Here is a 15,164-nt window from a genome sequence, read left to right as displayed (position 1 = left end):
TGTATTCTTTCCTTCTGACCCACAAAGTAACTGTGGTCTATGGATTGCTTTGCTTACAGTGGCTGGCAGCTAATCAGGCATCTATTTCCACACCCATGGCTCCGATAAATTAACCGTGTCGCCAATAGCATTATCGCGATTTTTAAGCCGAAAATTGACGACAGAATACCCCATTACTTAGACAGAAACTCATTGGAGCGGTTTAAAAACCCTTTTGAGGAGAAACTTTTAAGAATCACCTGCGCAAATGTTCCAAGCTCACTTGTCGTAGTTGAGAATCAACTTCGTAGTGTTTTCCGCACCACAATTGTCTATTGATGGCCCAATCTCGATATTCTACCAAAACTTATGGTAAAGCTTCTCAAAAAGGAACTATTTCATAAATTCAGTTAAAAACACACTGCCGCAAGCTTGATAATTTTTGGTGTCAGTTCGGCATTGGCAACCTCACAAAAGCGTTCTTTGAATAGCGCTAGCCAGCCTTTAATCTCCTATTCTCATCTTATGCGTTGGAATAGTAGAGATCAGTAAAATATCAGTATCCAAGTCGGTAGTTTATCCTGTATTAATCATGATAATAAAGTAGATATAGAATCTAACTACTATTCTTACCAATAGCTGGAATCGTGCTACTCCCGAATTATCCTCAGTGAAGGAATGTCCGCTTAATAGACCGAGAAATTGCCATGAAGAAGCTGAGCGAGCAATTTAATGTCATTAGTGACGCCCTGGATCTACGGGATCGCTATTATGAGCCCCGCCTGTCTCCCATACCCTGCCAGATGCCCCCTCCCCAAGACCTCACTATTCTCAATCAGGGGCAGGATGGAGCCTGTACCGGATTTGGTTTGGCTGCTGTAATTAATCGTTTGTATCAACAACAGAATCAAAATGTCTTAGTCAGCCCCTGGATGATTTACAACATGGCGCGCAGATACGACGAGTGGCCTGGGGAAACCTATGAGGGGTCAAGTTGTCGGGGAGCGATTAAGGGGTGGTTGAATACCGGTGTTTGTCTCGATTCCCTTTACAAGAAAGAAGATGGCGACACCCCAAATTTTGAACAACTGGAAGATGCTAAGTCTCGAACTATCGGTGCCTACTATCGAATACGCCCGGATATTACTGAGATGCACTATGCACTTCAGGAGACCTACATCATATACGTATCAGCAATGATTCATGATGGTTGGTTTAAACTTCGCAGAAACCCTAACGGCGAATACGTTATACCAGCCAATAAACAACAGATAGGCGGGCATGCTTTCGCCATAGTTGGATATAACACCGAGGGATTTTGGGTTCAGAATTCCTGGGGCAGGGATTGGGGGGACAATGGGAAAGCCCTCTGGCCTTACGAAGACTGGTTAAACTCAGTACTGGATGCCTGGGTGGTACAAATTGCCCTGCCCACGCCGCAGATATTTGACCAATTACGCCGAGCCGGTACCCGGTCCACTGCCAATCTCGCAGCATCCGCTACACCAAGCCGCAATGAGATATGGAGACACTTTGTACATCTTAATGATGGTAATTTCCGTGACGGCGGTAAATACTGGAGCAATGAATCTCATATCGCGGCTATAGCAGATAACCTACACCGAGAGAAAACAAATTTCGATCATTTACTTTTTTATGCACATGGTGGCTTAAATACTGCGAAGGACTCGGCGCGTCGTATCGCAGCGATGAAAAATGTTTTTATTGAGAACCGCATCTACCCCTTTCATTTTATGTGGGACACTGGCCTTCTTGAGATTATGAAGAGTATTCTGACTGATAAATCTGCCCGTGCCGAGCGCATTGCAGGAGGCATACGAGACTGGTTCGATCGTCGAATTGAAAATATGACTCGTTTTCCGGGTCGAGCTATATGGGATGAAATGAAACAAAATGCGGCGAAACCTTTTGAAAGTCGAGATAGCCATGGCTCACGCACACTAAAACACATATTGAACACGCTGAATGAAATAGGCAATAAGCAGGTACATGTGGCTGGTCACAGTGCCGGAGCAATACTTCAAGCACACCTGTTAAAACGTTTATTTAGAGGTAATATGTTCAACAAAGTATCCAGCTGCTCCCTGCTGGCACCGGCCGCCAATTATGACCTCTACCAGCATATTTACAAACCACTGATTAAGAATCAAAAATTAGAATCAACCACCATTTACAATCTGTCCGCAGAAGAGGAAGAAGATGACAATGTCGCTCGAGTCTATGGTAAATCTCTCTTATATCTGGTCTCCAATGCTTTTGAGGAAAAGCGTGGAGAAGCACTCATGGGCATGCAGATCTACAACGATCAGATTCCAATGAACGAGGTAAAAATTCATTACAGTCCTTCCAATGCCACCAAGAGTAAAACACATGGTGGGTTCGATGAAGATCCGGCAACGATGAATAGTCTGCTACGCAAAGTTTTAGGTAAAAAACCGCCACGACCATTCACTGCTGGAGATTTGGAATATTGACTGGAAAGGTACTCTAGTAGCTTGAAGACATTTATAGAAATCACTTTATGTCAGCCATGCACAGCAGGATGATGAGACATTCGATGAATTCAACCTGAATAAATTACATTTGTTGGAGCAACCATATCTACCGCATACTATTTTCTGACTATACGACCCACTTCACCGATTAAGATTCCATTAAGTGACTCCTGGAACACCTTCAGCTGTACTTAGTCGACCCTAGCATTAATATTAAATGAGAAAGCGAGGTGACATACATGATCATTGAAAATGCCACAATGATAGTGGGGATCATCTTGGGAGGAATCTGCCTCCTCGCTGCGGTATACAACCACATTAAGCATCAAAATTTCGGGTTGGGAGGTGTCGTACTTGTAATGTTTGGCTCGATGCTACTTGCTTTATCTATCTGGGGGTCCGTGGAAATATGGGTAGGAGGTTCTGGAGCAAAATTTCAACTTAAGGAGGATTTTGGTGCAGAGAAAGCGGAACTCAATAACCAACTGGAAGAGCTGCGTTTGAGATTGACCACCAATAGAAATGATATTGAAAGAATGGCCGAACATCTTCCACGTGCAACTATTAGCCCAGCGCAAGAAAAAGAAAGAAGGGCAACTCGGGAAAAATTTGAAAGAAATTCGCATTACTCTATCCTCATATTCAACAAGGCCGCACAGCAGGAAAATGCAAAGACTATTACTAAAGATTTACTTGAAGCCGGATTTAAAACTTCTGCAACTGAGACTGATCTAGAGGAGGCAAAACAACAATTCCCAAACAATGTAGCATGGGTGGTTTACACAGAACGAGGGGAAAGGATACTTCCTGAAGTTAGAAGAATTTTATCCCAATCAACAACAGATATCCGCTTCGAGATTGCCTCGAATCCAGTGTCTTTACGCCGGGGGGACATCCAGGTTCTATTGTTCTAACCCGCTCGGGTTGTTGCAGATGATTTTATCATCAACTCCACCGCCTTTATTACCACCGGGTCAGAAGTAAAGAATACACTGCACTCGAGACACGCTGTGAATACACCCCTGTTAGCTCGTAATCGGCAACCATGCCTCATAGGGTCCCGAGCACAGTGTATTCCTTGCCTCTTTTTAGTAAGTACTTCCAAATAACACTGTTATCTTATTAATTTGCACCAGTGGTAGTTGCTGCCCATTAACTGTGCCAAATAAGGTAAATCCGATATTGAGCCGTGCATTATCGGAAGGGAGCTGGCTATTCTGGAACCACTGCCAGACTTGTGACGCGACACTCCGCGCTGTCGTCGATGGAGACAACGTGTCTAACTCAAGCGCGTTGGCTAACAAAACGGAAGCTTCCGCCATCAAATGGCTATTACCGCTGTTATCACTTACCAGCGAGTAGGCGTAACTAATTCGCAAATTAATCCTGGGATTAATAGCAGCAAAGTTGACCGAAGAAATAGGATCAATAATATCTTCCATTACTTGCTGTAAAGTAGCCTCACTCATAGGTCCAACATCGACGGGATTAAGTGACTCCCGTTCAACTAACGGAATAGTTGCATTTACAAAGGAGGTTTCATCCGTTGTATAAATAAACAGTGGATTGGTTTTCTCATTGGGTACTAACTCGGCGTTGCGAACAATCCATGAAGTGAAATTGGCAGACTGATAAGCCAGTATATCTAGGGGTGTCCAAGTTAAAGTTAGAGGACTAAACAGGGGGTCAGCTGGAATACTGTGTTGAAGCTCCCACCATCCGTCTTTTCCCGTAGCCTGACTAGGCTCCGGCTCCCAAAAGTTATCTCCATTCAGAGTACCTTTAAAGGAGAGAGAAGGCCAAATAGCGGGATTATCGTTATCCCGATCAGTTTGCCCTTGCAGTGTCAGCGTATTCAGTGTTGTGTTGACACCAGGACCTCCGCTCACTGTGAGATGGAAATGGTCGATCTCATTATCTTCAACTAACAAATCTTCGGCAATATCCCAATTGGTGGGCCAAGCCTCTGCAACATTATTCACCAGTGTGACAAAGTTTGAAACAAGCTCGGATGCTTCCTTATTAGGGAAGCCCTGGAAAGCGGCACCACCACTATAGGCTTCAGACAAAATATTATTCAATTGGGCCGATAAGGCCGGATACTCTTGGTGAAATTCTGCAAGAGCTTTAAATAAGGCATCAGTAACTCCTAGATTTTTTCTGGCCGCAGTGATTCGCCGTTGCCCCGGTGCGATCGGTTGGTTGCGGATAATATCGAAATACAAGTCATCTTGACTGGCAATATCGGTGCTTATTTGCACCGTGTAGGTCCACTCCATCGCATCGAGAATTTCATCGCGAAGCTCTGAAGAGCTGGATAACTCCGTCAAATGTTTGGCTCCAGTGCCGCTGTGAGACAACAGTGTTGGCAAGGCTGGTTCAAAAGGCAGGGGGATCGGGATGATAGCTTCCGTATTGAGTGGCGCCTGGGCAGTGATGGGCATCAGCAGGGGCGCCTCTTCGGGCAGTGCAAATTTTATCCAGGAACTGGGTACGTAGCCGAGAAATTCGCTATCTTCTTCAAAGTTATGTTGCAAGTAGCTGACATTGTATTGCAGCGGTAGCTGAATACGGGAGCGATCCTCCGGCGTGGTAACACTCAGCAAAGAAGTTGCCCACTGCTGGCCTCTATCAAGGCTCAGATAAACCGCTGAGAACTGGTATAACTTGTCGATATCAGAGTCGCTTTTAATCGGTGCCTCATCATTAGGTTGGGCAATGCTACCAAACAGTTGTGGTGCCTTTTGTGGATGAATGCCATCTATAATTTCTGATGCACTAATATCAGCGGGCACCTGAACAACAGTGGAAATGGTGTAGGCACTGGTAAGGTTTACTAATAGCGCTTGCCGCAATCGCTCCTGAGCTTCTCCGATATCACCCCGCCCTTCATCCTTCTCTAAAATCGGCACCAGTCCGCTAGGGATTGATGTCGCAAGAGTTTGTTTGCTCGCCATTAACTGATCGTAGTAATCAGTGTTATAACGCTGATCCAGCAGCGCCACTGCAATACCAAACTCTGCCGTTAGAAATGCTTCCACAGCCATCAAAAAGCTTTGGGCCCATGCATCCATATCGATATCATTGTACTGGGTGTCATTGACCATACCGCTGCGTGGCGTCGTATTCAGTGGCCGAAGCGCAAAATAAACCGGATCGCTGTAAAAGCTTATATCAAAGCCTTTAATCTCACTGAAGCGAACGGCCCACAGATCAGGAACTTGATTACTGTCATCGGCCACTTGTTGGACTGATCTCTGCGCCAGTTTCAATATGCCTCCAGCCTGATCAAAACCTGTAAACGCTGCTTCGAAATAACGGGCAAAGTTAGTGATTCGATTACTGTCCTCCGAGATCCAGTCTGTAGCCATTTCCTGAGCAACAGGGAAAGGGGGTAAGTTAAGTTTTGCCGGGATATGAAATTGCAGTTCAGCGGCTGCAGGCAAGCATGTTATTGCCGGCGGATAAACCAGTGAGCTGTCGCGCTTCATCGTCAGACATGCCGTGATCTCAACAATATCATCTGGTTGCTCCAAGACATCTCTAAAGGCGACAGGAAAGTTAAATTGTGTGCTAATCGTAGGCTCAGTCAATGAGGGCACTGCACTGAAAACAGCATCATTGACTTGCTGGTTGATATATTCCAGTACCTGCTCTGCAAAGTTAAGCAGTTCCCTTTGAGGGTTACCAATACTCACGGTTCCGGTCAGGCTGGTGGTAACCGTTAGAGAGGTATTGCAGTCGGTAAGTTGGTCAATAATCAAACGATAGCGCGTTTGAATAGCTTGCCACTGCTGCTTCTCATCAGCAGCAAGTGAGGAAAATTCTGGTGAGTGTGTAGCGCTGACTATGCCTGGATTAAACTCCATAGACAGTTTCAGCAGAGCCGTATTGTCGTTATGATCAATAAAAAAGAATCCAGTCTCCACCCCCGGCCACTCTCCGGGGCTGATAAGGGGATCATTATAGAGCGGCGTAATCGTATCTTTGTATTGTTTGTTCAGCGGGTTGCCGTATAAATCACAAATCCGGAATGCCAAATCTGTTTGCTGGCCGATAATATCGTAGCGATTGGCCATTATTGGGGAATCCACCTCTGGCCATGTTTCCTGAAGGAAGGCAAACACCGGAATGACCTGGCGCAGTTGCAAACAACCATCTGCCTGTGGGGAAACCTCATCCTCGCTCTGGGTGGGGCCCACTGGTAAACTCCAGACCGAAGCACCATAAGTGCCGTTGCTTACTAGCTGATACTGAAGCAGGTGGTAAAGTTCATTGACCCGAATCTGTGGCAGATCACCATTCACCGGAATCTGGATCAAATCATCATCATTAACGGGTTTCCAATTGATAGCAAAGCCTATATTACCGGCTTCATAGGTGGGCTGATAATTGGTGAGGGGTACACCATTCATATCGAATACTTCGGTAGTCAGGGTGGGAGCCGGACTGTCACATTCAACCCACAAGGAGTTTTCATAAGGGGCAAGAGCCACCCTATTGTTCCCAGCATTCTGACACTGAACCAAAATAGTAAAATCAGCGGTTCCACCAGAAGTGCCTAGAACAGTGCCTTGGTTGGGGTCAGTCGGAGAGTCAGTAGCGTTGGCGGTATCCGCAAACAGATCATTGGGCAAGCCCTCACCCGAGCTAGTTTTATAATAGAGATAAAAGCCTTGGGCCCGAACAACGCTGAGCTCCCATATTAGACGCAGGAAATTTCTCACATCGCTTAAGGGAGCGAAGTCGGAATTATCTGCCCCTGATAAAACGCTAAACGTGTGGGCGTGCAAGGCACTGACTTGTTCTACTTGATTTAAAGTCGAGAGGTTCAATTTGGCCAGCAGTACACTGGGGTCCAAATCGTCCGAACGCAGTTTGTCACTGCCGGGGCACTGGTAGAGTAAACTGATGCTTGCATCCGACAAATCACTTTTCAACGCCTGTTCAATCAAATCCCGGGTGGCTTCATCAGTGCCGTTTAGTTGGTAGATATTCGCTGAGTAGTCAGCTTCCGCGAGTAACCCCGATGAGCGGCCCATTGCGCTCTCTGTAGGGCTTTGAACTTGACGTAGTGACAGCGGAATAGCCAAACTTGGAATCGCTTCTACATCCGCCCCAAGAATAGCTGCTCCGCTGTCGACCCTTTCCAGTGCGAGTTGCACGCCCTGCTTCTGCGCAACTAGATTCATCAGCGGCTGAGGTAGCGTATACAGGGTGCGCGCTTCACCCGGCGCGTCCCATGCAAGGCTATTTTTTAAGTTGAATCCCAAGGGCGTAGCTGTCAGCGGTGGCAGTGCACGGAAATCAATGGTGTTTTCTGCGGGACTGGTGGATCGGGTTGATGATCTAACCGCCTGCCAGTTGGGGTTTGGGGCCGAAGGTAGTTCAGTAGGTAATTCAATCTCCGTTTGCACCATATCGGGACTAACACCATTAAAGCTGATCCAAGCGGCCGACTGGTTCGGTGAGAAGCTCAAACAGGCTTCCTCTGTAACGCTCCCTTCACTGGCCGAAAATTGCTGGCCAGACAATTCGAATAGGGAAGCCACGGGAAAATCAGCGATGATCTCGGGGCTCAATTGAGGCGGTACCTTATCTGGCTCAGGTAATTGCAAGCCTGACATCAGATAACGTGAACCGAACCCCGCAACACTGGCATAGTCAAGTTCATCCAGCAAAGTACTGAGTTCCTGCCCTGGATCACTGGCAGCGGCATGGGCGCTGACTAAATCGACATACCGGAAAGGGTCTTCCGACAAAGCTGCAGAGGCATTGGCAATATCTTTTTGCAGCCTTTGATCGATATATTGCTCATACTGTTGAGCTGCCGGAATCAACAGTGAAACAACATAACGCGCGATCAAAACAAAGTAATCTGTAAACAAAAAGCTCGCCATGCTGGGACCTGTTAACGGCGAGGTCTCTGCTGTTTCGAGAATTTCTGAGCCGACCCCCGGCACTTCTGAACCGATGAGGCCCAGATTGTCAAAATACATGTCGATGGCCTCTAGGTAATTGGCCGGGGTGCGATTAAATTCACTGAAATCTACACTATTGTCGCCGCTCTGCAGGCGTAATTCATCGAACATGGGTAATATAGCTGCTGTTTGCAGAGCTTCTTCAGAAACCTGTTGAAAGCTGCTGATACTAAAAACCAGATTATCTTCAAAATAAGCTTTGAGTTTTTCCACAAAACCATCAGTGCCGCCGAAAAGCGGACCGGGCTCTTCTGTCCCGGTGCCGAGATCATCAGAAAGCATTTGTAAGGTTTGTGAAAGCGGTATTTCAACAAGTGTTGGAGGGACAAATGTCAATAGCCAGTGTACCAGTTTAATAATAAGTTGTTCATAGCCGGTAGCCGTCCCAGGCGACTTTAATGGCACTTCACCGGGTGCCGGGCTCTCCATCACCAGCGAAGCAATAAGTTTGATTGATGCTGTATTCTCGCTATAAACCACGGTAGGTTGAAGCAGGAAAACCACTTCCAGCTCCGCTAGACTCGATTTTATGGGTGCATCAGTAAACTGTTCTTTTTCAAAACCTTCACGTATAAAACGAGTTGGAACACTGAAATTATGTAAAAGCTGGACAGGCTGTTTCATTTCTCTACGTATACGTAGGGAAGCGTTTTTGGCCCGTTCTGTTAGTATGTCCGTTACACTAAATTCGGGGAAGCTGAGACCAGGTGCTGAAGGGCCGTCAATAGATGCTGGTGTACCACTTCCCACATAAAAAGTGTGGGTCACTGTAGTATGGAATGACAAGTGGATACGTATAAATACCACTTTAACCGAGACACTCACTCTCACAGAAGCCGAGACAGGAATGACTGTTTGATAGCCCGTTTCAAAGGCAATACCTGCAGTGGCAGTGAAGCTCACTGTCACAGTGGCCTTAATAATTCCCAGATTCACGGAGCCTTTTAACAGCACTGCAATACTGGCGGCGCCGGCAAACCAATAGTGATCTGGCGGTTTGGCTAAGGAATTCCCCGAACCATTTCCATTGGCTCGCCAAGCCAGCAAGCCCTGCATTGAGACCGCCACTGTGGCAGCCAAGGACGCACTCAATGGCCCGGCCTTGATACTCAAGCCTGCACTTACCTGAATGCCGATACCAAATTCAAGAATAGGATTGTAATTGACACTTGGAGTTGCACCTGGGTTATTTCCGCTGCGCAACTTCGCAAAATAGAATCCAGCCCAACCGGTAAGAACACTGACAGAGATACCAATAGACCGCTCGGGGCTCACGGGCCAGCCTACATTTACCCGAAAGTCACCATTGGTGTAAACCCAAATGGAAAAGCTCGGCAGTATAAGAATAAACCCATTAAGCGGAATTTTCCGCATCGCATAGGGCAATGTCAGGGAGCCGTAGTAAACGCCGAGATTGGGTCCCAGTTTCTGGTAGAGAATTTCAAACAGCAGGCCACTGAAAAGCGAAGGTGGTGTGGTCTTGGCCACCGAAATTTCGAGACCATACATAACTGGATCATTGAAAAGAACTCTCAAACGGAATTCACGTAGGGAAAGATCTGCGGCGATAAACCAATCGCGATCGGGCTGATAAAACTCTTTAGCCAGCTCGGTAATGATGGTAGCTGGATCATCGCCCACCAACTGATTTTCCAGTTGGTGGAATATTTCCTCCATGGGGTTAGCAGATCCGGCAACCTGAAACCTCGGACCTACCCGCTGGCCGATGCCTAAATAGTGCAGCTTGAAAGCCGAAATTGAATTCTGGGAAGGTATCGGGAAGGGAAAATTAACCAGTTGTTCAGTAGCGCCAGCATCCGGACTAATAGTTTTACCCGAAGCTGATGGCGTTGTGGGCGTTTTGATTTTTGCTTTTACTGTCAGGCCGTCACCATCACCGTCATAGCCAATCAATATAGCCAATACTTGTATATTGGGCTCAAAAGTAATCTCAACGGGACCATAACGGCCGGTACCGCCTATATTCAGTGGCTGATCGAGTGCCAGTTGAAGATAGGCGGCGGTATTGCCCTGCGCTGTGCTGGGTGTCACGCTAAGCGAGGGTGTGATGTCCCGATCCATGATTGCCTGCCAAGGCCCGGCAGGGATGTCCGGAAGCGAAATCCCCGTCGCCGACTCCAGTTGGCAGCTAAAAAGATTCCAGACATCATTGATAGATAGTGACTGAGTTGTTGCGAGAGTTAAAGAAAGAGGTCCCCCCAACAACTGCATATCTAATTCTAGGGGAACATCAAATGCGCTACCTGTCGCCTTGAGTACGAGATTAGTCATGGTGCTGTTAGAATGAAATTCGAGACCGGTTGGGAATTTTAAGTGTTGATCCGTTTAGTGAGCAATCCTAGCCATCGCCATCTGGAGGCTCTTCACCAGAAGCGATTCCCACCCCGATAGAATCTAACTGAAGCCCGGAAAATATTTCAATTGGGTCGTCTTCCATGGACATAGTGACAGCGAAAGCATAGTACTCACTAGCAGTGTCTATAGATAATGCGGTCACCGATATTGGTGCCGTGAGTAATTTCTCTAACGCTTTTTGAATATTTTCAACGGGAATATCTTTGATCGCTCTATCTAAAGTCTCGAACTTAATACTTGAAGGAAACTTATCGTTAAGCCAATTGATGAAATCCTCGATACTACCGATTACCACAGGCTGAGTAAGGCTAAATTTCAGATCCTTTGTTGTTATCTTGCTGAGATCCTGACTGCTAATTGGAACTTTACTGCCATTAATATCGAGAGTAGCACTGAGAGTAACACCTGTAGGTGCGTTATTAGCCCTGAGAGCGGGAGTATTCATAGCGTTTACCTTTTAAGTTTTTGCTTATTGCTTGTTACAAAAATTTTCAATTTATAAATCGGGCAATAAAATTAATGAATTTTTATCTATTACATTGTCGCCCGCTAAATGCCGATGCAGATATGCGACTAATTCACAGACTCGCATCGATTTATAGCCAAGGGCAGCACATCCTTGTACCGCATTAATCTACTAACTGGTTAGTTGACTAAGTTAATAGTGATTTGCCACTACGCAAGCAGGCTAATCTCTGTAAATATTGATCCTCAGTTCTTCAAATTCAAAGTTACCACTCCCAAAAGGTTTCCAGGTACCTTCCACTACCACAGTCTGCGGGGGTGGGCCTTCTCCGGGCAGCCAATCGACCACTTTATTCCACAGGGTAACAACAGCAGCTGGCCAACCTGTCAGCGGCAGTAGTGGTAATGACAAGCAGTAGGTTTGATTGAGCCATAGCATTAGATCGTCGACGATTTTGCTAGAGGAACTCATGATTAATCATTCTCCGGTTTAACTGATAAAAACCATGCCAAATTATTAGCATAGGTGGGAATGACATGCTCCGGTGTTTCCGGTGTTGTTGTTCCCGCAAAAACCGTGAAGTCGACCATTACCCCCGGGGGGAAACTGTAACCAAAAGCGCTCAATTGAACATTATTGAACAACATGGCATACACGGTTTGACTGCCGTTTTCCAGGTCGACTTTAAGCAGGTTGGCATCACCAAATGCTGTCTTCAGTACACCTTCGAGTTCAAAACCACCTGCACCGGCGGATAACTGTGGCAATTGGATAAAAAGTGCGGCGGCGTCGTTATCCGGTATGGTGGATGAAGGCCCCCAGGCCAAAAGAAGCTTAGCTTCCAGCTTGGCATCCGCACCAAGAGCGCCGAGCGAACCGAGTAACATGTCGTACTCCAAAGCATATCTCGGCGCGCTGGTAATGTAAGTGCAGGGCGGACTAGCAGCTTGGCCGGGAGAATCCAGCAATGCTGGCTGTACAAGTGAATCCGCATTGATTGGGTTGGATTCCAGCTGCAAGATATTCACAGCGGTAGATCCGGTATTGGTGGTATTAATTGCTTCTTCTTCGCCAACAATAAAGCGGCTGAATTTTAGCGGAATGCTGAACAGCAGACTATTAGGGCGAATGGCATCAGTACTCGGATCTGCAGTCATAGCCGTCAGGTCCAGAGTGACCTGTTTACTATCAGGCACCGTTATACCCACTTCACTAAGAGTAAAATCTACATCTACGGAAAGATTTGAGATTGCCAAACCTACACCGGAGTCACCCATGCTCCCATAAGAAAATAAATCCAGCTGATCACTGTCTGGGAACGGGTTGGGACAAAACCACAAGGCACCACTTAAACTGAAGCGCGCACTGACCTCGGTTGTACCTTTTTCTGGTACCGGCTCGCTGCTCACCGGTACCAGATTTGCCTGATTAAATACTACTTTCTCCAACACTCTTACGTTGGGCACTACCGGATCGATATTGGGATCATTTACCAAAAATTCGTATACAAACTCCTGCTCACTAATAAATGTCATCCGGCCGACACCGTCGCTACCGGCCTGATACTGCCCTTTGATACTCAAGGTGTTCGGTTTGTAACCAACAGGGGGATCGATCAATTGAACATCTCTACCCATCAATTGATTGAGGGTAAGTCCAACGCTGGTATTAAACTGCGTAATACTGGAATTACGAAACACAACCACCAGTGTTTCTGTTTCGTAATCTACTGGTGTATCATACAAGTCAGGGTTCGAAGGCTGACCATCGCCGTTATAAAATATAACTCCAAACAAGGACGATTGATCGATCTCTAATTTCCCAGACTTGGCCTCAACATCCATCATGTTGCCCTGAATACCCAAGTGATGAGCACGTAGGGGGCCATTAACACCTCCCAGGAGCATTTGTAAATCTGCCGGCATACCATTGCCATTAATGCCTATGTTGAGAAATAGTACTCCCGTCCAGGCCGGATCATTCACCAGATTATTAAAGTGCTCGAAAGGATCGCCGGGCACCCGTTGCTGAGCAAAGTTAATATAGTCATCGATCAGTGCTGAGGTCGCCTCTGGATCACTATTATAATGCTCTGCAGCGGTCCATAGCCCCGGATTAGCAACCAGCTCTGCGACACTGGCTGTAGTATTAAACTTAAAAATCATAATGAGCTGTGCGTCCGGATTTTCACTATCAAAACCCAGCTCAAATTGAAAACCACTGAGAAAAATCGTCGAGTCAAAGCTCCAGCATTCAGAGGGCTCAGTTACGATAAAAAAAAGCTGATTTTGTGTCAGTATCAGCGACAGGTCTGCAGGGAATTTTGGAGGGGAGCCATAGGATAAAAACTGCAGCTGGGTCTCCGGAATCGGAGGGTCGGCATTCAGCATAGCTGGCTGCTTGGCCAGCACCACTTTGTTCCAACTACCATCGCCATTGAGCTCAATTAGCAGCCCCTGGGGCGTAGTAGAACTAAACATACTTGACGAACCCAGCAGACTGTCCCCAGGGGAAAATACCGGCCCTGCAGAATGTAAAGTCAATTGACCATGACGGGCACTGCTGAGAATGGTCGCCTCAAAGCGACTGATTTGTTCGCTGTTTAAAGGGGAAGTGGTGGAGAAAATACCGCCCAATGGCACACAGGGGAATTCGGTACTGTTAAATAAAGTTGCCAGGCGAGCATCGACGCTATTTGAAAAGGGGCCACCATCCTGTTCAACAAAAAAGCTTCCAGAGCTAGGCTCGCCAAAGTAGTGCCCTTCTTCTGTCAGTACCTGCATCCAGGATGTTGTGTAGTCATTCTGAAGCAAATCCAAATTACTGGGTGGTGAGTCAGATGGAGATCCGCTAACCGAGAATGATGGCGCATAGGCAGGCTGATCGTTGATAAACTGTATTTTAGTTCCCTCAGGAATTCGCAGGAATTCCTGTGAATAAAGCCCGGGCATAAGCTCTATCATCGAGTTCTTGCCATCAGCTTCTATATTTTCAAGTATAAAAATCCCTACGGGAGAAAGATATAAGTTGCTGGGGAAGTGAGTGGGCAAGCCACTTATATCTTGATCCTGCATTTTTGAAAAGCCAAATCCAGCACCGATTTCGCCGTTGACGGGTAAAACTGTACCCGGATCATAGGGTGATAATTTTACCGGAGCACCTTCGGTAGTAAAAAAATAGCTTGAAGCAATGGCTTGGGCTTCTCTCGCCCATTCCGTATTACCACAACGATTTGCGACATCCAACTGTAGGCGTGTAGCGAAGAAGTTCGTTGGAAGAACAGGGTTTAACCAAAAATCAAAACCGACTGTTCCTTTTACATCTGTAAAATCGAACATAGGAAATTGGATTTCATTCGACACGGATTTCCTGCCATTCGAGGATATTTCAGGGATATATTTAAAATGACAGCCAGTTGCGGCTACTAGTTCGCGCAGGTGGCAATTACTCAATCCAAATAGAAAATTCAAGCTACCGGCAGCCGGTCCAGAAAAGTACAGCTGTATCGTCGAACGTGTGAGGAGTAGATTCGGCCACGCAATATAGAGCTCATTATCTGAATCGTAATGAAGTAGCCGTAATGGTGATATAGTTCCCTGTAACGAAAACCTCAGAACAGGAGAGCCTTCTTCCACCCCAATGAGCTCAACCTCACTTCCTGCTATAAACTCTAATTTAAGTTGCGACCAATATAAGTTTTCAGAGAATCGTACTTGAAAATTAAACCCTGTGTTTAGTACACTGATAGCCGGTATATCCTCCGGTAACGATTGATTTTGCAGCCATACAAGTGCATGTTCAGGTTGTATAGTACCGGTGAGGTCAGGAAAACAGGTTTTAGCTTTC

The 15,164-nt window shown here is 46.4% G+C and carries 6 protein-coding genes; 2 read left to right on the top strand and 4 right to left on the bottom strand.

Translation table 11 applies throughout. From position 1 onward, the window contains the following. The first annotated feature begins 686 nt into the window (after positions 1–686). A complete protein-coding gene (locus ABWV76_RS14410; RefSeq protein WP_353376353.1) occupies positions 687–2,474 on the top strand; it encodes a C1 family peptidase in 1,788 nt (595 codons plus the stop codon). 260 nt (positions 2,475–2,734) lie between these two features. Then, positions 2,735–3,409: a hypothetical protein gene (locus tag ABWV76_RS14405; protein WP_353376352.1), complete on the top strand. Its 675-nt coding sequence runs from the start codon at positions 2,735–2,737 to the stop codon at positions 3,407–3,409. Positions 3,410–3,583: 174 nt separating this feature from the next. On the opposite strand, the gene ABWV76_RS14400 is transcribed toward ABWV76_RS14405, so the two are convergent. The 4 genes from ABWV76_RS14400 to ABWV76_RS14385 form a co-directional block, all read right to left on the bottom strand. Next, the gene (locus ABWV76_RS14400) at positions 3,584–10,768 is read right to left on the bottom strand and encodes a hypothetical protein (protein ID WP_353376351.1); all 7,185 of its coding nucleotides are present in this window, start codon (positions 10,766–10,768) and stop codon (positions 3,584–3,586) included. A gap of 67 nt (positions 10,769–10,835) precedes the next feature. Further along, positions 10,836–11,297 (bottom strand): hypothetical protein, encoded by a 462-nt coding sequence (locus ABWV76_RS14395; protein WP_353376350.1) that lies wholly within the window; start codon positions 11,295–11,297, stop codon positions 10,836–10,838. Between the two features lie 243 nt (positions 11,298–11,540). Beyond that, entirely contained in the window at positions 11,541–11,789 is a 249-nt protein-coding gene (locus ABWV76_RS14390) for a hypothetical protein (protein WP_353376349.1), read from the bottom strand. Positions 11,790–11,791: 2 nt separating this feature from the next. After that, entirely contained in the window at positions 11,792–14,680 is a 2,889-nt protein-coding gene (locus tag ABWV76_RS14385; protein ID WP_353376348.1) for a hypothetical protein, read from the bottom strand. Positions 14,681–15,164: the final 484 nt, after the last annotated feature.

It is taken from the genome of Microbulbifer sp. NBRC 101763 (assembly GCF_040371615.1).
Taxonomy (GTDB): domain Bacteria; phylum Pseudomonadota; class Gammaproteobacteria; order Pseudomonadales; family Cellvibrionaceae; genus Microbulbifer; species Microbulbifer variabilis.
Note: the sequence above shows the minus strand (reverse complement) of the source record. Positions and strands in the feature narration are given on the sequence as shown.

Bases quoted from the DNA above. Each gene is read 5' to 3' on its own strand.
- ABWV76_RS14410 (WP_353376353.1), top strand. From the start codon at position 687: ATGAAGAAGCTGAGCGAGCAATTTAATGTCATTAGTGACGCCCTGGAT.
- ABWV76_RS14405 (WP_353376352.1), top strand. From the start codon at position 2,735: ATGATCATTGAAAATGCCACAATGATAGTGGGGATCATCTTGGGAGGA.
- ABWV76_RS14400 (WP_353376351.1), bottom strand. From the start codon at position 10,768: ATGACTAATCTCGTACTCAAGGCGACAGGTAGCGCATTTGATGTTCCC.
- ABWV76_RS14395 (WP_353376350.1), bottom strand. From the start codon at position 11,297: ATGAATACTCCCGCTCTCAGGGCTAATAACGCACCTACAGGTGTTACT.
- ABWV76_RS14390 (WP_353376349.1), bottom strand. From the start codon at position 11,789: ATGAGTTCCTCTAGCAAAATCGTCGACGATCTAATGCTATGGCTCAAT.